We start from the raw sequence: 23,934 nt of genomic DNA, 5'->3' as shown, positions 1-23,934 counted from the left end.
TTTATGACAAAAACTCCAGATAAGACATTATTAAAATTAATGAAATCTCGCTTCAATAGGTTATTAAACTTTTTTCCATCCCCGGTTTCTGGATACTTAACTATTGGAGTTATCTTAGCAGTGCTGATCCGATTGGTTTGTGTTCCTAATCAATCGTCTGATTATAAATCTTTCTTAGCACCTTGGTATGATTTCATCGCATCTCATGGCGGATTTAGCGCTCTTAAATATAGTTTTGCCGACTATACACCCCCGTACCTCTACTGGATTTTAATTGCTGCCACCCTGCTATCTGGATTGCCGAAAATTTTTGCAATCAAGCTTTTTGCGATGGCTGTTGATTTTATTTGTGGCTTTTTTACTTATAAAATTGTCCGACTGAAATGCCCAGAGGGTAATAAACCAATATTTGCTTTTTTGGCAGTTATTTTGAGTCCGACTGTTATATACAATAGTGCCCTCTGGGGCCAATGTGACAGCATCTATACAACAGGGATGATTGCCTGCATTTACTTTTTATGTATTCAAAAAGAAATTCCCGCCTTACTCAGTTTTGGCATAGGACTTTCTTTTAAGTTGCAAGCGATGTTTTTAGCACCTTTATTATTAGCTCTTTTGCTCCAAAAAAGGATTCATTGGTATTATTTACCATTAATTCCAGCAGTATATATAATTGCAGTTTTGCCACCTTTGTTGATGGGAAGACCGATACAAGAATTGCTATTAATCTACTTTAACCAAGCTAATAAATATAAAGAGTTGGCTAAAGGTGTGCCTAATCTTTATCAATGGATTCCTAACAATTTTTATAATATTGTTGTCCCGATAGGTTTAACATTAACTGTATCTGCAATATTTTTATTCGCATACATTGTTTATAAAAGTAAGCTAAAAATTACTCAAGATAGACTGATACACTTAGCCACTATCTCAGTTTTGTTTATGCCATATATCCTGCCCAAAATGCACCAAAGATATTTTTATCCTGCCGATATTCTTTCGATTATCTTTGCTTTTTACTTTCCTCGATATTTTTGGGTAGCTATAGTTGTGCAAATGGCATCATTATTTAGCTACTTGGGAACTCCCATATTTATCAAGTTATTTTCAGTACCTTTAGGTTTTGCTCTCTGGTTTGTTGTGCGAAAGTGCGATCTGATTTATCCAAAATTACAAACTGGATTTAAGTAGAATTTCAATAACAGAAAACCTGTCAAAAATGAATAATATCAAAGCAATTATCGGTATTAGTACCTTAATTTTATTTATCTCCAGCAGCTTACGACATGAGTTATTTAATTCGTCTGGGGATTTAGCATTTTTTGACCAAGGTATTTACTTAATTAGTGAGGGAAAACCACCAGTTTCTTCTGTACTTGGTTTTCATGTTTTAGCCGATCATGCTGCTTGGATTTTATATCCTTTGGCTTTATTATACAAAATTTACCCTAGTGTTTACTGGCTGTTTGCAGTACAATCTGTTGCTTTAGCATTAGGTGCTTTACCTACATATTTTCTAACGCTGCAAGCAGGTTTAAAAGAAAATTTAGCAGTTGCAATGGTGGCTGTATATCTAATGTATCCGGTGATATACAATAGCAATTTGTGTGATTTTCACCCAGATACGATCGCAGTCCCTGCCCTTTTGTTCGCAGTTTTGGCTGCTAGATCGAAAAAAATAGCTTGGTTTTGCGTCAGTATTCTTGTGGTATTGGGTTGTAAGGCTGTATTGTCACTGACTGTAGTGGCTATGGGGATTTGGTTACTTTTGTTTGAAAAGCGACGTTTATATGGTGCGATCGCCATTATTGGTGGGACAATATGGTTTTTGATTGCTAACTGGATTATCATCCCTTATTTTGGTACTGAAGCCGCGTTACTTAACCGTCATCTTTATCGCTATAGCTATTTGGGAAACTCATTTTCCGAAATGGTACAAATATTACTTTTCCAACCAAAAATTATTTTTAGCAATCTTTTTTCAATTATAAATTTAGAATATTTATGCTTTTTACTATTACCTGTAATTTGGGGTTTAAGACCACAATATCTCATGCCGTTGATAAGTATAATTCCTTGCATAGGACTAAATTTACTTGCCGATCATCCTTCGCAAAAAAATCTAGTTTTACATTATTCTTTACCAGCAATTCCATTTTTTATTTTAGTTTTAATTGCCAGCCTAGTAGCAGGTAAAGCTTGGCTAAAACAAAGACAAGCAATTATTTTGTGGTCTTTAGTTTGGTTTTTAGTTTTCGGTAAATTTGGTTTCTTTAGCTCCAAATATCTCCACAATCTGGACAATTGGACAGCTACAAAAGAGGCGATCGCTCTAGTTAAGACTAAAGATAGCGTTTTAACTACAGATATAATTACTCCACATTTAACCCACAGACAGTTGATTAGTTTTAAATATAATCCTTCTCAAGACATTGCTGAATTGAATAAGTTTCATTATGTCTTGCTCAATGTTCGCCATCCAGGTTGGGCTGCCAGTTCAGAGTCTCTTTCTAACTTAGTAAATGTTTTGAAAAATCAGTCAAGTTTTAACTTGGAATATCAACAAGATGATGTATATCTTTTTGAAAAAACTATTAGTTAAGAATACTACTTTTGCTGAAACTGGCTCAATAACCAAGCTCCAACTTCAGATTGATTCATCTCACGGCTACTGCGTAAAGCTTCCTCTAAAGTAAATTTCTACTGTAAATAAACTAAACTACAATTTCCCCCCCCTTTTTAAGGGGGGTTAGGGGGGATCAAACCCTCTATCTGCTCACACACACTATCAAACTGATTTGAAACTTGGTTATTTGTAAACCTGAGAACCTTTAAACCATACCCTTCCAGAATATGAGTTCTCTCCATGTCATAATCTTGACCTTGATCTGTAAAATGACTATCCCCATCAATTTCTATCACTAGTTTTAAAATGGGACAGTAGAAATCAACGATGAAATGATTAATTGTCCGTTGTCTTAAAACGCGAAATTGAAAGGTTCTCAGATATCCATACCAAAGCTTCTTTTCTGCTGTAGTCATGTTTTTGCGAAGTTCTTTTGCTCTTTCCACAAGCTTTGGATTGTAGGGTAGATGGAAATTGCTATTATTGAGGTTTTTGGTCATAGTTTCTAGTTTTGATCCCCCCTGCCCCCCTTAAAAAGGGGGGTAATATATACTTTTATCTCCAACTTGAGCCTCTGAACTCGGAAGTTGCACCTTTTTACTCGAACGTTGAGCTTCTGAACTCGGAAGTTGCACCTTTTTGCTCGAACGTTGAGCTTCTGAACTCGGAAGTTGCACCTTTTTGCTCGAACGTTGAGCCTCTGAACTCGGAAGTTGCACCTTTTTGCTCGAACGTTGAGCCTTTGAACTCGGAAGTTGCACCTTTTTGCTCGAACGTTGCACCTTTGAACTCCAAAAATTGAGCTTCAGACTCGAGATGTCGTGCTTTTAACTCCAACATTCAAGTTCTGAAGCTCTAACGTTTTACTTTTGACGTGCAACTACCAAGTTATTTTCTACAACATTGGTTCTTTAGGTTCCAACTTTACAGATTTACGAGTAAATCGTTTTCCCATTTCCGCAACCACTGTATCTAAACCCGCCCCTTGTCCACTGGCTTTGGCGTAGCTATACACCTGCAACGCGGCTGCATAAGCTTCACTGCCCACTGCCAAAGAAGTATCATCCACGAGTTCTTGCAATTGTGTCAAGGATAACAACACCGGATACAACGCTTCAAATAATTGCACGTCCTTTCGCATTTCATTCAAATCGAACGATCGCGGTAAAAACTCTGGGTTCTGCGCGGCCACCTCTAATGCTTTGCTGACAAAGGCGCGACTCTTATCGCCCATCTTGGGTAAAGTCTTGCGATCGTCGGAACTCAAATCAACTAAAAATGGTAACTTTTCTTTAATCGTGCTAATCGCTTGCAACACAGCATCTCTCTCTGTTTGTGCCAGTGTTGCACTAATTGGGGTCGTAGACATAGAAATCACTCTCCAGTATGTTTCTTAAATCTAGAGTGCCCACATATACAACAAAAATTTGCATTCACACAGCAAAGTCGATCATCGTAATAAGGACTGATTGGGCGTTAACTGGCTCTCAAAACGGCTGTAAACAATTTGGGTTGGATACCAAGAAGAAAACCAGTATAAATCTTGCATAACTTTGCAAGAACTACTCTCATCTGCAAATTCAAAGTGAACCAGAGCTAAATTATTCAATCCAACAACTTCTCGCCCGTCCTGAAACCAACGAGATTTCCAAAATATCAGGGGTTGCAACCATTTCCATTTAGCATTTTCGGTTCGTTTCCAGGGAGCTATCAACGATAATATATCTGCTGTGTAGGTAGAAGTCTGAACACTGTTTCGAGGTATCCACTCCAGTGCACAATGCCAGTCGGAGTTAGTCAGCATCTGACGATTATGGTGTAATTGTTTCTCGGAAATTTCTACCATATTGGGTGGATCGATCCAGCCTATCCAATGTCGCACCTTTTCTGGTAGCAGCCAATCTTTCAATCGTGTATGAATTAGCCGCGTCAAAATCTCTTCATTCTTCAATGCACTAGCGGTTAACTGCACTAACACAGACTGTAATTTGGAATGGGTGCGGGCATAAGATAAGTGAGCAACAGAACTGTAGTGGATATCTCCAGAAAGAATCACGACTTGTTGACGTTCCTCAAACAAGGTAGTTAGAAATTTCGCCAGGGCTTCAACATTAATGTTCCAGGCATCTCCAACATCGGTTGAAAAAACTTTCTCCTGTTGTAAATTCCAATGGTGAATCCAATCAATCACTTGTAATCCAAATACATTTGTGGGCGCGATCGCAACTACATGAAGATACTTACCCAGAGCAAAACTAGAGCGTTCTCCCTCTAATAAACAATTTTCTAGTGCTTCACCATCATTTGTTGTGTCATAAACCTTAAGTTCTACCTGACAAGACTGTTTCAGTGCTACCCATACTGTCACTGACTCTGGCTCAGTATGTTTGAGGATTGGCCCCCCTAAAATCAGTGGTAGTTCTTGTAAAAACTCGTCCCCAACTTGATACTTCATTGCAAACAGTTGACATGATGGTGTTTCAGATGTGTTACTTTGCTCCTAAATTGGTAGCTCAAACTTATCTAATCACCAATCATGGATCAATTCTCATCTGTTTAACATCAGTTCATAGCGCAAATTGATTGCAGCCTAAAAGCTCAGGGACAGGCAAGATGCCCATTCCATAAGAGTGATTATTAATTATTAGACTTCTTGCATGAATCCTTACCCTCACCCTAAATCCCTCTCCCAAGCCTGGGAGAGGGACTTTGAAATTGACTCCCCTTCTCTCAAAATTGGGAGAAGGGGTTGGGGGATGAGGGCAAGTTTTACATTCGTGCAAGAGGTCTATTAGTTAATTAATTGTGAGCGATACCTTCTTCACGCGCGGCACGTTGCACAGCCGCAGCAACAGCAGTGACGACGCGCTCATCAAACACTGAAGGAATAATATGTTCCCGATCCAAGTCTGAAGGCTTAACTAAAGAAGCGATCGCACTTGCAGCTTCTAGGTACATTTTGATGGTAATTGTCTGTGCTCGACAATCTAAAGCACCACGGAATACCCCAGGAAAAGCAAGGACGTTATTGATTTGATTTGGGTAATCACTGCGACCGGTCGCGATGACAGCAACATCTTTACTGATTAATTCTGGCTGAATCTCTGGAATCGGATTTGCCATTGCAAACACAATTGGATCTTTCGCCATCGAATGTACCATTTCTGGTGTCAAAACTCCTGGTACGCTGACTCCAATAAACACATCTGCTCCCTGCATTGCACCTGCTAACGTACCCTGAGCTTTCACAGCAAATTCGAGTTTTTCCTCTGTCAAATCGGTGCGACTGGTAGAGATAATCCCTTTAGAGTCGCACATCCAGATTTTTTCTGCCCCAGCTTTACGGAGTAAGCGAGCGATCGCCACACCAGCCGCACCAGCACCGTTAATTACAATGCGGATTTCCGCCATTGATTTATGTACCAGTTTCAAAGAATTAAATAATGCTGCCAAGGTGACAATTGCTGTACCGTGCTGGTCATCATGAAAAACGGGGATATCTAACTCTTGGCGTAATCTCTTTTCAATTTCAAAGCAGCGAGGTGCAGCAATATCCTCTAAATTCACGCCCCCAAACACCGGAGCAATATTCTTAACTGCTTGGATAATTTCTTCTGTATCTTGGGTGGCGAGACAAATTGGAAAAGCATCCAGCCCCGCAAATTCCTTAAATAGCATTGCTTTACCTTCCATGACTGGTAGGGCTGCTGCTGGACCGAGATTTCCCAAACCCAAAACGGCACTACCATCGGTAACAATAGCAACGGTGTTTTGTTTGATGGTTAAGTTGTAAACTTCTTCTGGATCTTGAGCGATCGCTGTACAAATTCGACCGACTCCGGGGGTGTAAGCCATTGCTAGATCGGAAACACTCTTCAGGGGAATTCTGCTAGTAATGCTAATTTTGCCACCGCGATGCAAATTAAAGGTGCGATCGTAAACACTAAGTAACTTGATGTCTGGCAATGCTTTGACTGCTTGCACAATGGTTTCAGCGTGCTCAGTACTAGCAGCATCCACAGTGAGATCGCGGGTGGACTCTTTGCGGGTTTGCTCGATTAAATCAATTTGACCGAGATTACCGCCAGTGGTTGCGATCGCCTGTGTTACCGACGCCAACATCCCTATACGATTGGGAATCTGCAAACGTAGTGTCAAACTAAAACTAGAATTCGGAGTTAGGTCTGCCATGTTGATTTTGGATTTTAAGTTTTAGATTTTATATTGAATTGAGACAAAAACTAAAATCTGAGATTTGTAGTCTGTGGAAACACAATGTATGTAAACTTTTGGGATAATCATCAATAGTTAGTTTATCCACTGCTCCCAGTTTTGATAATTATTTTTATTTATACCAATGCATTTACTAATATAAATGAGTAACAATTTAGTAATTGTACCCAAATACACCAGATATTTTTTTAAGATTTTATCTGTGTAAATATTTGTATAACTTTAGGAGTGGCCGCCGAGATACCGGCGGCCACCCGTGTGGGCCTGCAAGAATCAGCTGGCAAAAAATATTACTACAGAGCCATTTTATGGAGTTCAATCTCAATCATTATCCTTACCATTCCCACCGTCGAGTTATTTTAGGCAAAAAATATGCTGTTGCTACTAGTCAACATTTAGCAACCCTAGCAGGAATAGAAATGTTTTTAGCAGGAGGAAATGCAGTTGATGCTGCCGTTGCGACTGCGATTGCTTTAACCGTTGTTGAACCTACATCAAATGGAATTGGTTCAGATGCGTTTGCGATTATTTGGGATGGGAAATTACATGGTCTTAATGCTTCTGGAAGAAGTCCTCAACAGCTGAATTTAAAATCATACTTAGGTATGGAAAAAATTCCTCAATTAGGATGGTTATCTGTAACTGTTCCCGGAGCAGTTTCTGCTTGGTATCAATTATGGAATCGGTGGGGAAAATTACCGTTTGAACAACTATTTACTCCAGCAATCCGTTATGCAGAGCAAGGGTTTTCTTTGTCTCCCATAACTGCACAATCTTGGCAACGTCAAGAAAATATTTATCTGCCTCTAAATTTTCCAGAATTTCAGCCGTTCAAGCAAGTATTTTTTCCTAGCGATCGTGCTCCTAAAACAGGAGAAGTATGGGGTAGTTTATGGTTTGCAGAAACATTAAAAGAAATTGCTAATAGCGGAGGAGAAAGCTTTTATCGAGGAAAATTAGCAGATGCGATCGCTAATTTTTCTGCTGATACAGGAGGATGTTTAACAAAAACTGATTTAGCCAATCATCAACCCATTTGGTGCGATCCAATCTCAACTCAATACAAGCAATTACAAGTGTGGGAAATCCCTCCCAATGGACAAGGAATTGCTGCGTTGATGGCGCTGAATATTTTAGAAGGCTTGAAAATCGAAAAATATGCTCGTGATTCAACCGAAAGTTTCCACTATCAAATTGAAGCAATGAAACTTGCTTTCGCTGATGTTTATTCTCATGTTTGCGATCCAGGTTTGATGAAGATTTCTGTTAATCAGCTATTAGATAAAAATTATGCGATACAGCGTCAATCCTTAATCGAAGATACAGCAATTACTCTAGCTAATACAGGATTAACTCAAGGAGGAACTGTTTATTTATGTACTGCCGATTCAGATTTAATGGTATCCTTCATTCAATCTAACTATGAAGGATTTGGTAGCGGTATTTTAATACCTGAAACTGGAATTTCTTTACAATGCCGAGCAGCAGGATTTACTCTACAAGAGGGACATCCTAATCAAATTGCACCACAAAAACTTCCATTTCATACTATTATCCCCGGTTTTCTGACTAAAGACAATCAACCTTTAGGGCCTTTTGGGGTTATGGGTGCACCAATGCAACCCCAAGGACACTTACAAATGGTAGTTAATTTATCTGACTATCAAATGAATCCTCAAGCTGCTTTAGATGCACCTAGATGGCGATTTTTAGAAGGCAATAAGATTCTTTTAGAAAAGGGTGTAAGTTCTGAAATTATTGAAGGCTTAAAAAAGCGAGGTCATAATCAAGAAATTGCTTCTGAAATAATGTTTGGTAAAGGTCAAATGATTTTGAGACATAATGGAGTGTTAGTTGCTGCTTCGGAATCTCGTTCTGATGGTTTAGCATTAGCATATTAAGCACTTGGATTTTTGATAAGATCGGGACTAGCTGTAAACAGACCTAGCAAAGCGCTCTGCTAAGTAAATAATGTCTTGTCTACGAGCAATTTGGTTCATCCATTGTTTAGGAATATTTTCCACGCCGTAGTAAATTCCTGCTAACCCACCAGTGACGGCGGCGGTAGTATCGGTATCTCCGCCTAAGTTAATAGCTTTCAGTACTGCCTCAGAATAAGATGAGCTATTTAATAAACACCACAGGGATGACTCCAAGGTGTCAATTACATAGCCACCAGAATTAATCTCTTCAACTGGTATCTTGGCAATTTCACCACTCAAAACTCTGCCAAAATGCGGCTTCTCTAACAAAAATTCCCGCACAGAATAAATTGTTTGAATATCTTGCAATCCTTGTAGATAAGCTGTCTTAAGGTCAGCCCCTTCCAAGAGCGCCACTGCAATACTAATATAAATGCCACAGGCCATTTGCGATCGCGCATGAGCATGAGTAATTGCCGAAACATCATGCACCCGCGCCAGCAATTCGCCTAAAGTTAAGTTTCTGTGACAATAAGCCATCGGCAAGATTCTCATTAAAGAACCATTGCCATTACTATTTTCAACCTTACCGCCCGCCTGATGGGGAACAACTCCCTGTTTCAGGCGCATAATCGCTGTATGAGTAGTTTGACCAATGTCAAAGACATCGCCACGGGGAGTCCAGTAAGCCTCCTTGTACCAGCGCCAGAAGGAATTAGCTATAGCATCCAAGGAATACCCTCTACAAAGGCATTCTGCCAAGCAAAAGCTTAACGAACTGTCATCTGACCAAGTTCCTGGGGGTTGATTCCATGTGCCATAACCCTGCATCGTTGTTACTGGAGATTTCACTCGTTCAGCACGGCTAGTAAACTCCACCGGCACACCCAACGCATCACCGACACATAAACCCATCAAACCAGACAACGTTTTTGCACCGGTTAGCATTATTCAATCTCCACGATAACTGCTCAAAATTAACTTTATAGATTCCTTCTATAGCTTGTTGCAACAGATGCTACAGCCTACTTTTTCATCATCTGTGAAAAGCTCGGCAAAAATTCTTAATAGAGTATTTTATTTACCATATCCTGACTTAGTTTTAGTTCCAAATATTGTGCCACTTTTCAAAGCGTCTATTTTTGGAACAAATAACCCGGATAAAAAGACATTGAAAGTAATTATAACAGCTTAATTATTCTTTTCGGAGATACTTGGCCTCTAATAGTTATGCATCAATAGCAACATTCATTTAATAAAATTTGGGAAGCATTTGGAACATTATCAGTTTATTTTCGACCTGGAATATACAAGTAAAAAATACAAAATTTGGTAAAAATTATGAAACGCTTACTCAAGTCTTTCGTGACAATTTCTGCATTGTCTTCCTTAATAGTTGCTCCTTTTGTTCTATCAGCTGGTCAAGCTTCTGCTGAAACCAAAAAGGGTACTGATGCTAGTTATGTTGGTGCTGGTGTTGCAGCTGGCGTTACCAGTGGCGGACAAGGCACCAACGATGATGCCACATTTGGTGGTAATGTCACAGGCCGCGTGAAATTAGGAACTACGCCGTTTTCTGCACGCGGTAATGTCCTTTGGAGTGATAAAACGAGTGCCATCATCCCAGAACTTTCTGTGGATGTGCCTATAGCTAATAGAACTAACGCCTATTTAACTGGTGGTTATTCTTTTGTAGAGAAAGATGGCTCACCAACTCCTATAGGTAACAGAGATTCTGTAGTGGTAGGTGCTGGTGTTGAATCGGAAGTTGCTAACAACTTCCTCGTCTACACTAATGCCAAAGTAGGACTTGGTGCTTACCAAAATAGTGATGCTTCTGCTGTTAGCATCAATGGTGGTATTGGTTATCGCTTCAAATAAAAAATTATTGAGTCCTCAGTCAGTTTATACTTTACTTAGTACTCAGGACTCAGCACTCAAAACTCACTACTCCCAAAAGCTGGTTTTGTTAAGTATTACATCACTGACAAAGCCAGCTTTTGCCGTGGTAAAATTAAAATATTCCTCATTATTCCGGCCGGATTACCGGGGATAAAGTAGCCGAAGGGTGCTAATTCGGCGTCTACCTAATGCTTTATTGAGAATACTATACAAGTCTAATGGTTAAATCTGCTCCTTCCCCCATCGCTAGCCGTAAGCCTTCCAAACTCGAAGGAATCAAGGAAAATAGTAATTTTTTGCGTGAACCTGTAGCAACTGAGATCCTTGAAGACACTACCCATTTTACCGAAAATGCGGTGCAGCTTTTGAAGTATCACGGTTCTTACCAGCAGGATAACCGCGACAACCGCACCAAGGGACAGGAAAAAGATTACCAGTTTATGCTGCGGACAAAAAATCCGGGTGGTTTAGTACCACAGCAGCTGTATCTGGCTTTAGATAAACTAGCAGATGAGTATGGCAACCACACCTTACGAGTAACTACCCGTCAAGGTTTCCAAATGCACGGAATTTTAAAGAAGAATCTCAAGACAGCGATCGCCACCATTGTCAACAACCTGGGTTCGACTTTGGGAGCTTGCGGTGACATCAACCGCAACGTGATGGCACCACCAGCCCCCTTTAAGAATCGTCCAGAGTACCAGTATGCTTGGGAGTATGCCCAGAATATCGCTGACTTGTTATCAGCACAAACAGGCGCTTATTACGAAATTTGGTTAGATGGGGAAAAAGCAATTAGTGCTGTTCGCGCAGCGTCTCGAAGAGAAGAAAGCCCAGAGGTGAAGGCGGCGCGACAGCGCAATGGTAATGGCACAATTATCCATGACAACGAAGAACCAATTTATGGCACTCACTATATGCCCCGCAAGTTTAAAATTTGCGTGACGGTGCCAGGGGATAATTCGGTGGATTTGTATTCCCAAGACCTGACTTTGGTAGTAATTACCAATAAGAAGAAACAGCTGGAAGGATTTAATATTTTTGCTGGTGGTGGCTTAGGTAGAACTCACGGTAAAGAAGAAACTTTCGCTAGGTTAGCAGACCCCATCGGTTATGTGGAGAAGGATGACGTTTACGACATGGTGAAAGCGATTGTTGCTACCCAAAGAGATTATGGCGATCGCACCGATCGTCGTCATGCCAGATTAAAATATTTAATCAACGATTGGGGTGTAGATAAATTTCGCACCCAAGTTGAAGAATATTTTGGTAAAGCAGTTGAAGCTTTCAAACCACTGCCAGAGTTTAAATATCACGACTTCCTCGGCTGGAATGAACAAGGTGATGGCAAGCTATTCTTAGGAATTTCCATTGATAATGGTCGAATCAAGGATGAAGGTTCGTTTCAACTGAAAACCGCTTTGCGAGAAATTGTCGAACAGTTCAACTTACCCATCCGCCTGACACCCAACCACAACCTGATTTTTTACGATATCGAACCAGATAACAAGGAAGCGATTCAAGACATTCTCAGCCGTCACGGTGTCGGAGACGACCCTAGCAAAATCGAACCTTTAGTACGGTATGCAATGGCTTGTCCGGCTTTGCCCACTTGCGGCTTGGCAATCACAGAATCAGAACGGGCAATACCGGGTATTTTGGAAAGAGTTCGCGCCTTGTTGGATAAAGTTGGTTTACAAAAAGAACATTTTGTGGTAAGGATGACAGGATGCCCCAATGGTTGCGCTCGTCCGTACCTGGCAGAATTGGGCTTTGTTGGTAGCGCCCCAGAATCTTACCAATTATGGTTAGGGGGTTCGCCAAATCAGACTCGACTGGCACAACCTTACATAGAAAAGCTGCACCACAATGACTTGGAAACCTTCTTAGAGCCGATTTTTGTTTACTTTAAGAAATTTCGGAAATCAAAGGAAAAGTTTGGTGATTTTTGCGATCGCGTTGGTTTTGATGCCATCCGCGAATTTGCTGCTATATACGAACCCCAAACAGCCAATGGTGCAAATAAATCGCGCCATCGGGTCAATTTGAAAGAAGAGGTTTATAGCAAGTTGAAGGAAGTAGCAGAAAGTCAAGGTAAGCCGATGACTCAGTTAGTTACTGAAGCGCTAGAGGCTTACTTCCAGAATCTTTCTTAAGCCGAAAAATTGAAGATAATAAAATCAAAGAGAGACACAGATAAATCTATCTGTGTCTCTCTCGCATAAGTCCTAATACAGTTAGGTAACACATCCACAGGAAAGTTAGACAGCAGATATCCATAGCAGGGCAATAATTTATTAAGAAAAATGTCTCAACTGCAAAGAATTGCGATCGCACCCTCCCAACTCCAACAAGGGCAAATTTTGCTCACAAAAGAACAACAGCATTATCTGGGGCGTGTGTTGCGCTTGCGTGAAGGCGATCGCTTTATTGCAATGGATGGTAGAGGAAAATGGTGGTTAGCGCAGCTAGCAGGGGAACAAGCACGGGTTTTAGAACCACTTGTAGTAGAAACTGAATTACCTGTATCGATTACGCTGATGATGGCGTTGCCCAAAGGCAATGGATTTGATGAAGTGGTGCGGTGTTGTACAGAGTTGGGAGTAGCTTGTATTGCACCAGTATTGAGCGATCGCACTTTGCTTCATCCTAGTCCTCAAAAGCTCGAACGCTGGCGGCGCATCGCTGCGGAAGCCGCCGAACAATCAGAGCGCTCATTCCTGCCAACAATTTTAGAACCTGTTACTTTTAATACGGGTTTGTCATTAGTCATTGGTCATTTGTCATTTGCAACCAGTCAGCAATATATCTGTGTAGCGCGTGGTGAGTTTCCCCATTTAAAAGATTGCTTACAGCACAAAGGACAAATGACAAATGACACAGGACAAGAAACAATTGTCATTGCTACTGGGCCCGAAGGGGGATGGACAACACAAGAAATTGAGAATGCGAAGTCAGCTGGATTTCAACCTGTTTCCCTTGGTCGGCGCATCCTGAGAGCCGTTACAGCCCCAGTAGTGGCATTATCCTTGATTACCGCAACTTGTGAAGTATAAATGATTTATAGCTCACGCAAAATTACTTTTGCGCGAGACATCACTCCAATCTGTATTTAAAGTAAGTGATGATTGAGCAAGTTGCGATCGCCTTTGAGCATAAAGACTATCAAACAGCAGCTAAATTACTCAAACAGCTGCAAAAAGAATCACCTGAAAATCCTTGGGTACAATATTATCTCGGTCGGCTACATGAAGTAACTCAAAAGTACCAAGATGCAGAAAAAATTTATCGCCAACTGCTGCGAGATACAAGGAATGTCAAAATAGTAACGCTCGCACGCCAAGGTTTGCGACGGCTACAAGAAATTGAGCTAGAAGAAAGACAAAGAGCTATTTCCCAAGCAAAATCTGAACCAAATAATACCGAACTTGGCGTACTAGTCTTAGAGCCACTCAGTAACGAACTGAAAACAGAAGCGTCTCAAAAATTCGCCCAGATTATGCAGCTAGACCCCTACACTGCACGATTAATACTGCCGAGTCGTGGCTGGAGGTTATACCGCACTGGCCAAGTAGGAGAACTAAAATTTTATGGCAAACAGCTACAGCAGGCTGGTATTGCTTGCTTTTGGGCAACAATAGTTCAAATTCAGGAAATTCAAGTTTATCAAGTCAAACATTTCCAAGCATCTACCCCACAAGCTACTGTTGTTTGTCGTAACGAGGTAAATCAACTCGGTTTTCTCACCTTTGACTGGTCAGAAGTCACAGCAAGAGTAGTAGGACTTTTGCCAATTTTTGAACAAGTTGTAGATGTTGATGCCCGCCGTAAACTGGAATGGAAAACTCAAACACAAGACTATGCACAGTTTTGTGATTTACACATACCTGGTAGACGCTGCATTCTCCGACTTTATGATAACGGCTATGAATTTCAGCAAGGTTTAGAAATTATTCCCCAAGTTAGCCAAAATACAATCAGAATTAATTGGAATAGTTTATCAAGTTGGATTGACCAGCAACTTCCTCAAGTCAAAATCTGGTCAGATTTCACGTCTTTTGCAGATACAACATTAGATCAAACAGAAATGCTGAGTCATATCAAGTCTCACATCGATCTGTTTCGTAGAGAACAGACTAATTGGGATTCAGCTTTCCATTTATATAGTGGACTGGTGTTTGTTAAATAATTCGTAATACTCGCCATTCGCGTAGCGTCTCGTAGAGAAGGCGAGAAGCAAGCTACGCAATTTGTAATTAAGTTCTCTATTGCCTATTACCTACCTTCACAAGTAAGTTCACAAATAAAATAGGAGTGTTATATCAAATCTATGAATACAGTAAGTACTAAAAACCAAAAGCTAGGGGGTTTGTACGTTCAATCCCCTCAAGGAAGTTACAGAAACAGCCTTAATTTATCAACTACTTTCTCAATACACCGCTTTTGTGGCTGTCAGCGATGACGTGCAGGTTGAACCAGGAAGCGAATACGTGTCTATGCAAGTTCCGGTAGAAATGGCTGAAGCAGTTAGTTACCTTGGTGGTGTTCCTGCTGGTATTTTTGCGAGTCAAACCTTAACCTTAAATGCAGCAGCGCCAGCTTCAGCAGAAACTCCAGATTTTCTCCGGCAAAGGCGATCGCCACGATCTCCAGTAGCGAAAGAAGTAGAGTTCTCTTTGAGCTTTGATTCCGAGGAAATGGGACAATATGAAATATTAGACGCAGCTATCAACTATAAGTTAGACGCGATCGGCGTTACTGGCTTGGATGACACAGAAATTGCTAACTTAACCCAACACCTGCAACAACTAAACTTGCCTTCTGGCTTTAGTGGTGAAATTGTCTTTGAGTTCACCGTCAACAAAGGTCGGGTAGAACAGGTAGTTTTGGATGAGGAAACCTCAACCCTAAAAGATGCAGTTGTAGTGGAGAAAATTAAGCGATCGCTCTTACTTTGGAGAGTTCCCTCATCTACAACTGGCAAAGTTATCTTAAACTTGCATCTTCACGTTTAATCTATAGAGACCGTAAATTTACGGTCTCTATGAATTATTTAGGTGTTTTAATCTGACGTGCCATGTCTAGATAAGCACTCATATTCGCTCCTGGACGACGACGACCATTAGAGCTAGTAGTCGAAGGAGCAAGATATTTTGGTGCAAAGGTGGTTTCAGTTGGCTGCTCTTTGAGTACTTTGGCTGCTGCGGCTTTTGCTTTTTTGCCCGGTTCAACTTTAAGACCTTCAGCAGTCTGGACTAGTTGAACGTCGGCTGGTTTGGGATTATTAGCTGATTTTTCCTTAGCTGATTTTTCCTTAGCCTTAGTCTTAGCCGTAGCAGTTTTTGTTCCATTCAATGAATCTGGTTTAGATTGAGTTGGTGCTTCTGATGAAATTGTCTCTGCTACTTTCTTAGCATTCGATGCAACTGTCGATGTAACTGTCTCTGCTACTTTCTTCGCGTTCGATGCTACCTCTTTAGCAGCATCTTTGGCAGCATCTTTTGCTTCGTCCAATTCTAAGAAGTAGCCATTGCTTTTCTTCTTGCCTGGTAACAGTCCGGTAATGAAACCCAGAATACCGCCAAGGAAACCCTGAATACCCGAAATTAACTTTTTGATAAAATCCATTACAATTACTCCTGCCTTTTACCTTTTATATTTTGAACTCGACCGTAATTGTTAAAAATTACGACAAAATGTTACATTATCTACTTGGCCTCACCCCGTTCTGGTGACAACCCTTATAGCCTTGTGCTTAATTAACATTGTAGTAAAACCACAGGGCAAATGTTCTATTGCAAGCATTTGCAACCTGCACACACCGAGAACTAATTATTAAATTTTACTGTAGCTAAGAGCAAGATTCTGAAAGCAAGCTTTACAATAATTAACATTTCTTTGTTTGGTAAATACTTAATTGAAGTTAAACAAGCAGTTTACTCTCAACCAGTGGAAAGAGTGTCATAGCCCAATGGCAGATGGCTAGATTAATCTGTAAAACTTTATACAAATTATCTTTGAAAGCATTTCAGTTTTGTTTGCAACAATATCTTTTAAAGAATGCGAAAAGCAATAGCTTCAGTTTGTAGAACAGTATGTAGCTACAAAAGTGAAATACACCACTTAATTAAGTTAGATTTTGTAAATGAACATTGAAAATCAACAACGCAATCCCGTTTTGTTAATACACGGCATTGACGACACAGAGACAGTTTTCCATAAAATGGCGGCTCAATTAAGACTACAGGGTTGGTCTGTATATTCCCTGGATCTCGTACCTAATAATGGTGATGTGGGTCTCGATCAATTGGCAAAACAAGTAGCCGATTATGTTACAGCGACCTTTGCACCAGAACAACGCCTAGATTTAGTAGGCTTCAGCATGGGAGGAATTGTCAGCCGTTACTATGTTCAGCGATTGGGAGGAATTAACCGCGTGCAGCGATTTATTACCATTTCTTCCCCCCATTATGGAACTGTGGTTGCTTATGGTTCCCGGCGTCCTGGTTGCCTACAAATGCGCCCCGACAGCATTTTTCTCAAGGATTTAAATTCTGATGTTGTAATGTTGGGGCAGTTAGATTTTACGTCTATCTGGACACCTTATGATTTAATGATTGTGCCAGCAAATAGTTCACAAATGCCCGTAGGAAGCCAAGTAATAGTACCAGTTACTCTACACCCTTGGATGCTGACAGACTCCAGGAGTTTAGCGGTAGTCACAGCAGCTTTAGCAAAGCCTATTATGCTACCCTTGCTGAATCGAAAATCCAGTCACGTCGCTTCGCTCCAAATTCAAAATTCAAAATTCAAAATTCAAAATTAATGATCCTCATAAATAAATTTAGTTGCTCTGTATCCTTTTCGTTTTCGGTCATTAGCTAGAATTCTTGCCACACTTGATTTATTCCTCTTTAATTACGAATTACGAATTTCTTAAGTCCTATCCCCAATTTGCGTATGTTCGTAACTCCCAAAAATCGCCTCTGGGTGACGATAATACTTGAACTCCATGAGGTTATAAAAAGGATCTTCTAAAAAGAAAGTGCGATGCTCAAGAGGAGAACCAACAAAGCGATTTTTGGTTTCTTCGCGAAAAAGTAGCTGTTGTTGTTGTGCCCTTTTTAGTAAGTCTTGCCAGTCACGTTCTTGGGTAAAAATTAGTCCAAAGTGTCTGGGATAGATGGTTTTTTGCGGTGTCAAAGGTTCTTTTGTGAAATGAGCCACTAATTGATGACCGTAGAGATTGAGAATCAGGGCATGGTGGTTTTCACGACCAGGAATGCAACCCAAACCATCTACATAATATACTTTTGTTTGGGCAATGTCATTTACAGGGAAAGCTAAATGGAATAAAGTTTGGCTCATAGCTTGTGTGAAAAAGACTAGTAGTTGATGCTATCTACAATTTATGCTATTAAGTTCTGATTGTGGTTAACTTGAACACAGTTTTTATTGCTATTAAATTATATTCTTTATGCTTATGACTAAGATTGGGGACTGAGTAATACTTCAGCCACTGTACTGTGTGGTTACGGAGAAGAGTTTACCTAATTCAAAAGAAATTTTGCATTTTGTTTAATGCACGTTCTTTAGTCAATATTGAAGTGTATGTCTAAGACATCATTGATGGTTTGACACTCAGCTTTGAGAGCTATGCCTACGCAATTTAGTTAATAATACAAATATACTACTTTAGCTAGAGAGGTTTCAAAAATAAAGCACTAAGCATCACAAATTGGTTATTCTGTTGATATTCAGACAAAATTACTCATGATTAATTGCTGATGTCATCCTCAATTGATTCTGTAAATCCCTGGTTAGTAGCAGTAGTATTAAACACAATTTTATTGGGTTTAGCTTGGATTGCTCCGAAAAAGTTACTTACCCCTGTTGGATTATTCCACGCCTGGTTCTTGGCCATCTTAATTTGGGTAACATTAGGCTGGCAAGGATATGCAGTAGTAATGTTCTATTTTTTGGTTGGTTCTGGCGTTACCCGCATCGGTATGGCGCAGAAGGAGGCAGAAGGAATTGCCGAAAAGCGTTCTGGGGCAAGAGGTCCAGAAAATGTTTGGGGTTCGGCTTTAACTGGGGCCCTGTGTGCCTTGGGAGTAGGAGTAATAAATTCGGGATTCCTCGTACCTAGCCCCCAATCCCTAATCCCTAATCCCCAGTCCCTATTATTACTAGCCTATGTAGCGAGTTTCAGCACAAAGCTAGCTGATACTACTGCTAGTGAAGTCGGTAAAGCTTATGGTAAAAGCACCTTTTTGATTACTACACTCCAACCAGTGCCTCGCGGTACAGAAGGAGCGGTAAGCTTGGAGGGAACTTTAGCCGGGATTGTGGCTTCTGTAGCGATCGCATTTGTGGGTTGGGGAGTTGGTTTAATCGATCTATTGGGAGTAGCTTGGTGTGTGCTGGCAGCATTTATTGCCACCAGCTTAGAAAGTGTGATTGGCGCAACACTGCAATCTAAGTATACCTGGCTGACCAATGAAGTAGTAAATATTTTTAATACATTAATTGGTGCGATCGCATCTGTGCTATTTGCCTGGACATGGATAACTTTCATTAACTAGACTGATGAGAATAAACAATTACTCGTTTAAGTGGGGTATTGAGCAAAACAATTTCGCTAACAGCACGGGCTAAATGCCCTGCTACCGCTAACAGCACTCTTGAAGGGCATTGTAGAAAATAACTAATTTGCCTTACTACTGTGCCAACACTGATATTTTCAATCCTGATTTTGTCCCGGCTAGACTGTAAAAGTGATCGTGGCAAATTATTATTTACTAACTATATAATTTTTTGACTATTTAGATGTAATTAGTTCATTGAATCTTTATCATATTTATCCATTAACAATCAGATGATTTCTATATGATTTAATAAAAAAGCCCTAAAAGTGTTTAACCAATTTCACATAATTAGTTCATGGAATCTTTATCATTTTTGACAATTAATGACCAAATAATTTCTATTGAGCAAGCAGTAAAGTACCTGCAAGCCTCTGGAAAACTGGGACAGTTCATTGGGGATATTCTCCGGCAGTACGTAATTGAGGAAGAAATCCGAACACGAGATGATATTGAAATTGGCACCGCAATAACTGAACAATCAATTATTGACTTTAGGCTGAAAAATCAACTCACTGACCCCCAAAGTTTTCAAGAATGGTTAAAGACAAATAACACAGATTACAGTACCTTTCACACATCGGTCACTTTTGGTTACAAGTTAGAAAAACTAAAAGCTGTAGTGACCCAAACAAAACTCCCAGAATATTTTATTGAACGCAAAATTTTTTTGGATCGGGTGGTACTTTCCCGGATTGTTGTTGATAATCGAGAATTAGCAGACGAACTCCAAACCCAAATTGAAGAAGGAGGTAGTTTTGAGCAACTAGCTAAAGAGTATTCCCTTTCAGATGATCGAATTGTGAATGGCATGATGGGAATCGTCAGCCGAGGTAGTATGCCGGATATATTACGGGCAGCTATTGATGTGGCCAGTCCCGGACAATTGATAGGACCAATAGAAATCGTTGACAAAGACTCTCCCCAAGGAAAAGGGCCTTATGGTTTGTTTCGAGTAGAACAATTTCTACCAGCGTCTTTAGAAGATACTCAACTACAGCAAGCACTACAAAATGAGTTGTTTGAAAAATGGCTAGCAGAGAAAATTCAAAAACTGACAGTCAAGTTACAAGTGAGTTAAAAATTCTGGATAATGAATCTTTACGATTAAAAGTGCTAGCTTCTTTGCCTTGGAATCAGCCACCGCTATGCTGGTTGACTCCCGAACAACAATCCCGATTGGAAAATGAGTGCCAAACACGCCAGTATCGTCTTGGAGAAAAAATCTGGTCAAACGATGTCGGTGGCTATCAATTCTTAATTGTGGCTGGGAAAGTCCGCTTGCGAGAAGAAGGGATTGGCAAACCTTTAGCAGCCCTAGATGTGGGGGATTGGTTTGGCGACTTCCAAAAGCTATCTGCGGATTTTAAAGCTGTAGCTGCTAGTAAAGAAGTGGTAGTAGTTTGTTGGGACACTGCGCTGTGGGCAGAATTTTCTCACCCACAAATTCAGGAATTTTGGCAAGTGTTACCAGTAGAGATGGAGGGACAAAGGGAGACATTTTCCTTGTCTGCTACTCCTTCAGTAACATCAGCCTCAGACGGGACTTCCAGCCCCCATAGCCTCCAACCCCAAAGAGGACTTCCAACCGCCAATCTAATTACTTCAATTTATCCGTTTGTTGCCAGCTGGAACACTGCTGCTGCCTGTTTAACAATGGTGGCGCAACAGTTAGAAAATTCTGTGCAACTGGAATGGGTGCAGCGTCAACTCAGAGGACAACGCCCAAAACAGGTTGTGGAAGCAGCAGAAAAGTTAGGGTTAGTATTGCGGCGGTTACAAGTGAGTTGGAGTGAGTTGCGACAGTTGTCATTCCCAGCTTTATTGCTGTGGAATTCTGACTCACCCCAGAGTCCATCCTGGGTGGTGGCTTATGGAGTTAAAGGCGATCGCTTAATTATCGCTAACCCTCTAAATCCCGAACGGACTTGTGAAAGCTTGCCACAGTCCATAGTTGAGGCGTCTTGGGATGGACGATTGTGGCAAGTAGAACTCATATCCCAGCAAGAAAAATTTAACCTGAGTTGGTTTACTCCAGCAGTTTGGAAGTATAAAGGATTGCTCACAGAAGTATTGTTAGCATCTTTTACCTTGCAGCTTTTGGGATTAACAACACCGCTAATTACCCAAGTTGTTATTGATAAAGTGATGGTGCAGGGGAGTTTGCCAACTCTCGATGTGATGGCACTTGCACTTTTATGCGTAGCCATATTTGAGTCCATACTGGGTATTCTGCGCCTATTTATCTTTACCCATACAGCTCGTCGTCTGGATTTGAGTTTATCAGCACAGCTATTTCGCCATCTGATGCGACTGCCTTTGGCTTATTTTGAGTCGCGACGCGTCGGAGACACAGTAGCAAGAGTCCAGGAACTCGAACAAATTCGTCAATTTCTCACAGGTACAGCATTAACTGTAATTCTGGATAGCATCTTTGCTGTGGTGTACCTGGCATTGATGTTTTACTATAATATCCCACTCACCTTTGTGGCTTTAGCAGTACTGCCGCTATTTGCCACATTAACGATAGTTGCAACACCAATTCTGCGTAACTGGCTCAACGAAACTTTTAACCGGAGCGCCGATAGTCAATCGTTTCTAGTAGAGACAGTGACGGGGATTCACTCCGTTAAAGCCCATGCAGCCGAACCAGTAGCCCGCGATCGCTGGGAAGGCTTATTTGCTCGCTTCATTCGCACAGGCTTTAAAGCTTCTACCACCTCCAATATCAGCAGTAACATTGGTGACTTTCTCACTAATTTGTCCACCATGCTGATTCTCTGGTTTGGAGCCAAGTTAGTCATCGAACAAAAGCTCACAATCGGACAGCTAGTTGCATTTCAAATGTTGTCTGGTAGAGTCACAGGCCCGCTTTTGCGCTTAGTACAGTTGTGGCAAAACCTTCAACAAGTGCTACTTTCTGTAGATCGCATTGGTGATATTCTCAACGTCTCCCCAGAAGCTGAACTGGGAACTGGCCTAGTTTTACCACCCCTGAAAGGACAAGTCACCTTCGAGCAAGTATTTTTCCGCTACCGATCCAACTTTGAAGCAATTCTGCGAGGAATCTCTTTCAGTGCTGAACCAGGGCAGTTTGTTGGCATTGTCGGACGTAGCGGTTCTGGGAAAAGTACCCTGTCTAAGCTATTGCAACGCCTCTATCAAATTGAATCAGGACGCATCCTGATTGATGGTTTTGATATAAAAAGTGCCGATTTAGCCTCACTGCGGCAACAAGTTAGTGTAGTTCTCCAAGAAGACTTTTTATTTAACGGTTCTATTTTGGAAAATATCACTCTCGGTAGTCCTGACATTACCGCAGAGCAAGTAGTAGAGGCGGCAAGATTAGCTGTAGCCCACGACTTCATCAGTCAATTACCCTACGGTTATGAAACCAATGTTGGCGAACGCGGTACAGCTTTATCTGGTGGACAGAGACAACGTATTGCTCTAGCAAGGCTATTTCTTTCCCAAGCGCCGATTTTAGTTTTGGATGAAGCTACTAGCGCCTTGGATAGTGAAACTGAACAACAAGTGCTGCAAAACCTGCAAAAAATTTCCGCCAACCGTACTGTGTTCCTGATTGCTCACCGCTTTGCTCCCCTCAAACGTGCTGATTTGATTTTGGTATTAGAGCAAGGCGTGATTGCCGAACGTGGTACTCACTCACAGTTGTTGCAACAAAAAGGTTTGTATTGGTCACTATATCAACGGCAGCAAGCAAACATTTAATAAATTTAATTAACTCAAAGCTTATAGCTATATAAAAGATAAACTTTTGTAAAGCGGCTTAAGGATAGCCTTTGGCGAATGGAGCATAACTCCATTCGCCATTTTAATTTTGATGATTTTAATAATTATCTTTGCTCCAGTCTAGGTGGGTAATACCAATTCGCAATTGAGAAATTTAGATGCAGTAAGGCAATCCTTGCTTACATCTGTTGCCTTATTTTAGAGAATTGGTATAAACACTTTTATAGCTAGTGATCGCAGCAGTTCTAAGAGTAATCTAGGACTTACGCACAGGTAACGGAAAACGAACCACAGAGGACGCAGAGGTCACGGAGAAATGAGAGTTTGAGAGGGTTTTTGCGTAAGTCCTATAATCAAAGGAGTTATAACGCAATACCGTTCAGTTAAGAAAATTGTCGGTTGGGTAAAACGAAGTGAAACCCAACATCACGCAAGTGTTGGGTTTCGTTCCTCAAATGCCACTTGCTTCAACGGGGGGAACCCTCCGAAGTTCTGATGCCTGCGGTAAGCCGCAAAGCGTCTACGGAGGAAGCCTCCGCTCAGACTTCTCTTTGCAACGCAGTGGCTCCCCAACCTACGTAGAAGTTGAGTTTTAGGCTTAATTAAACTGTATTGACTCATAACATCCTATTACTATTTTTGCATTAGTCTCCATTAATACACCTCAAATATTTAAGATTTCCTCGATAAATTTACTCTTAATAAAAACCGTAATTCTCAAAAGGTTTTTTGGTAATAAAATTAGCATTTTGTTATTAAATTCCATAGTAATTATTGAGAATAAGGTTTATTCACACATTGAAATCTTTTTATTGTCAAGGTTTCAAAGCTTTAAACTGTCAAAAAAAGATTG

Annotated in this window: 21 protein-coding genes; 13 read left to right on the top strand and 8 right to left on the bottom strand. The window is 40.7% G+C overall.

All coding sequences use genetic code 11. The annotated features are described in order from the left end of the window. Positions 1–3: 3 nt before the first annotated feature. The gene (locus V7K41_RS31265; protein WP_334854391.1) at positions 4–1,191 is read left to right on the top strand and encodes a hypothetical protein; all 1,188 of its coding nucleotides are present in this window, start codon (positions 4–6) and stop codon (positions 1,189–1,191) included. Between the two features lie 28 nt (positions 1,192–1,219). Beyond that, a complete protein-coding gene (locus tag V7K41_RS31260; RefSeq protein WP_334854390.1) occupies positions 1,220–2,602 on the top strand; it encodes a DUF2079 domain-containing protein in 1,383 nt (460 codons plus the stop codon). 137 nt (positions 2,603–2,739) lie between these two features. On the opposite strand, the gene V7K41_RS31255 is transcribed toward V7K41_RS31260, so the two are convergent. The 5 genes from V7K41_RS31255 to V7K41_RS31235 all read right to left on the bottom strand — a co-directional run bounded on the left by V7K41_RS31255 (position 2,740) and on the right by V7K41_RS31235 (position 6,817). Further along, the gene (locus tag V7K41_RS31255) at positions 2,740–3,126 is read right to left on the bottom strand and encodes an endonuclease domain-containing protein (protein WP_334854389.1); all 387 of its coding nucleotides are present in this window, start codon (positions 3,124–3,126) and stop codon (positions 2,740–2,742) included. 30 nt (positions 3,127–3,156) lie between these two features. Then, positions 3,157–3,408, bottom strand: coding sequence for a hypothetical protein (locus tag V7K41_RS31250; protein ID WP_334854388.1), 252 nt, complete (start codon positions 3,406–3,408; stop codon positions 3,157–3,159). 113 nt (positions 3,409–3,521) lie between these two features. Further along, positions 3,522–3,995 carry a hypothetical protein gene (locus V7K41_RS31245; protein ID WP_334854387.1) on the bottom strand — a complete coding sequence of 158 codons (474 nt, stop codon included), beginning with the start codon at positions 3,993–3,995 and terminating at the stop codon, positions 3,522–3,524. Positions 3,996–4,076: 81 nt separating this feature from the next. Next, a complete protein-coding gene (locus tag V7K41_RS31240) occupies positions 4,077–5,081 on the bottom strand; it encodes a hypothetical protein (RefSeq protein WP_334854386.1) in 1,005 nt (334 codons plus the stop codon). 344 nt (positions 5,082–5,425) lie between these two features. After that, the gene (locus tag V7K41_RS31235) at positions 5,426–6,817 is read right to left on the bottom strand and encodes a malic enzyme-like NAD(P)-binding protein (RefSeq protein ID WP_334854385.1); all 1,392 of its coding nucleotides are present in this window, start codon (positions 6,815–6,817) and stop codon (positions 5,426–5,428) included. 350 nt (positions 6,818–7,167) lie between these two features. On the opposite strand from V7K41_RS31235, the gene V7K41_RS31230 reads away from it, so the two are divergent. After that, positions 7,168–8,760, top strand: a complete 1,593-nt coding sequence (locus V7K41_RS31230; RefSeq protein WP_334854384.1) for a gamma-glutamyltransferase family protein — start codon at positions 7,168–7,170, stop codon at positions 8,758–8,760. 27 nt (positions 8,761–8,787) lie between these two features. Here the strand turns inward: V7K41_RS31230 and V7K41_RS31225 are convergent, their stop codons facing one another. Then, entirely contained in the window at positions 8,788–9,729 is a 942-nt protein-coding gene (locus V7K41_RS31225) for an ADP-ribosylglycohydrolase family protein (protein ID WP_334854383.1), read from the bottom strand. A gap of 393 nt (positions 9,730–10,122) precedes the next feature. On the opposite strand from V7K41_RS31225, the gene V7K41_RS31220 reads away from it, so the two are divergent. The 5 genes from V7K41_RS31220 (at position 10,123) to V7K41_RS31200 (ending at position 15,698) form a co-directional block, all read left to right on the top strand. Next, complete coding sequence (locus tag V7K41_RS31220) at positions 10,123–10,662, top strand: hypothetical protein (protein WP_334854382.1); 540 nt, start codon at positions 10,123–10,125, stop codon at positions 10,660–10,662. 239 nt (positions 10,663–10,901) lie between these two features. After that, positions 10,902–12,839, top strand: coding sequence for a sulfite reductase, ferredoxin dependent (gene sir / locus V7K41_RS31215; protein ID WP_334854381.1), 1,938 nt, complete (start codon positions 10,902–10,904; stop codon positions 12,837–12,839). Between the two features lie 150 nt (positions 12,840–12,989). Then, on the top strand, positions 12,990–13,739 hold the full coding sequence (locus V7K41_RS31210; RefSeq protein ID WP_334854380.1) for a 16S rRNA (uracil(1498)-N(3))-methyltransferase: 750 nt from the start codon (positions 12,990–12,992) through the stop codon (positions 13,737–13,739). A 68-nt stretch (positions 13,740–13,807) separates the two neighbouring features. Further along, positions 13,808–14,872 carry a tetratricopeptide repeat protein gene (locus V7K41_RS31205; protein ID WP_334854379.1) on the top strand — a complete coding sequence of 355 codons (1,065 nt, stop codon included), beginning with the start codon at positions 13,808–13,810 and terminating at the stop codon, positions 14,870–14,872. 256 nt (positions 14,873–15,128) lie between these two features. After that, the gene (locus tag V7K41_RS31200; protein WP_334854378.1) at positions 15,129–15,698 is read left to right on the top strand and encodes an after-VIT domain-containing protein; all 570 of its coding nucleotides are present in this window, start codon (positions 15,129–15,131) and stop codon (positions 15,696–15,698) included. Between the two features lie 34 nt (positions 15,699–15,732). On the opposite strand, the gene V7K41_RS31195 is transcribed toward V7K41_RS31200, so the two are convergent. Beyond that, positions 15,733–16,311 (bottom strand): hypothetical protein, encoded by a 579-nt coding sequence (locus tag V7K41_RS31195; RefSeq protein ID WP_334854377.1) that lies wholly within the window; start codon positions 16,309–16,311, stop codon positions 15,733–15,735. Positions 16,312–16,828: 517 nt separating this feature from the next. On the opposite strand from V7K41_RS31195, the gene V7K41_RS31190 reads away from it, so the two are divergent. Then, positions 16,829–17,509, top strand: a complete 681-nt coding sequence (locus V7K41_RS31190; protein WP_334854376.1) for an esterase/lipase family protein — start codon at positions 16,829–16,831, stop codon at positions 17,507–17,509. A gap of 110 nt (positions 17,510–17,619) precedes the next feature. Here the strand turns inward: V7K41_RS31190 and V7K41_RS31185 are convergent, their stop codons facing one another. Next, positions 17,620–18,051: a VOC family protein gene (locus V7K41_RS31185; protein WP_334854375.1), complete on the bottom strand. Its 432-nt coding sequence runs from the start codon at positions 18,049–18,051 to the stop codon at positions 17,620–17,622. Positions 18,052–18,470: 419 nt separating this feature from the next. On the opposite strand from V7K41_RS31185, the gene V7K41_RS31180 reads away from it, so the two are divergent. The 4 genes from V7K41_RS31180 (at position 18,471) to V7K41_RS31165 (ending at position 23,677) form a co-directional block, all read left to right on the top strand. Further along, positions 18,471–19,268 carry a TIGR00297 family protein gene (locus V7K41_RS31180; protein WP_334854374.1) on the top strand — a complete coding sequence of 266 codons (798 nt, stop codon included), beginning with the start codon at positions 18,471–18,473 and terminating at the stop codon, positions 19,266–19,268. A gap of 358 nt (positions 19,269–19,626) precedes the next feature. Continuing rightward, entirely contained in the window at positions 19,627–20,409 is a 783-nt protein-coding gene (locus tag V7K41_RS31175) for a peptidylprolyl isomerase (protein WP_334854373.1), read from the top strand. Then, the gene (locus V7K41_RS31170) at positions 20,358–23,060 is read left to right on the top strand and encodes a type I secretion system permease/ATPase (RefSeq protein WP_334854372.1); all 2,703 of its coding nucleotides are present in this window, start codon (positions 20,358–20,360) and stop codon (positions 23,058–23,060) included. Before V7K41_RS31175 ends, V7K41_RS31170 begins: the two co-directional genes overlap by 52 nt. Before the next feature lie 434 nt (positions 23,061–23,494). Next, positions 23,495–23,677 carry a hypothetical protein gene (locus V7K41_RS31165; RefSeq protein ID WP_334854371.1) on the top strand — a complete coding sequence of 61 codons (183 nt, stop codon included), beginning with the start codon at positions 23,495–23,497 and terminating at the stop codon, positions 23,675–23,677. The last annotated feature ends 257 nt before the right edge of the window (positions 23,678–23,934 follow it).

The sequence above is a fragment of the Nostoc sp. genome, assembly GCF_036917415.1.
GTDB lineage: Bacteria > Cyanobacteriota > Cyanobacteriia > Cyanobacteriales > Nostocaceae > Nostoc.
The sequence above is the reverse complement of the archived record's forward strand: the minus strand, read 5'-3'. Positions and strand labels throughout refer to the sequence as shown.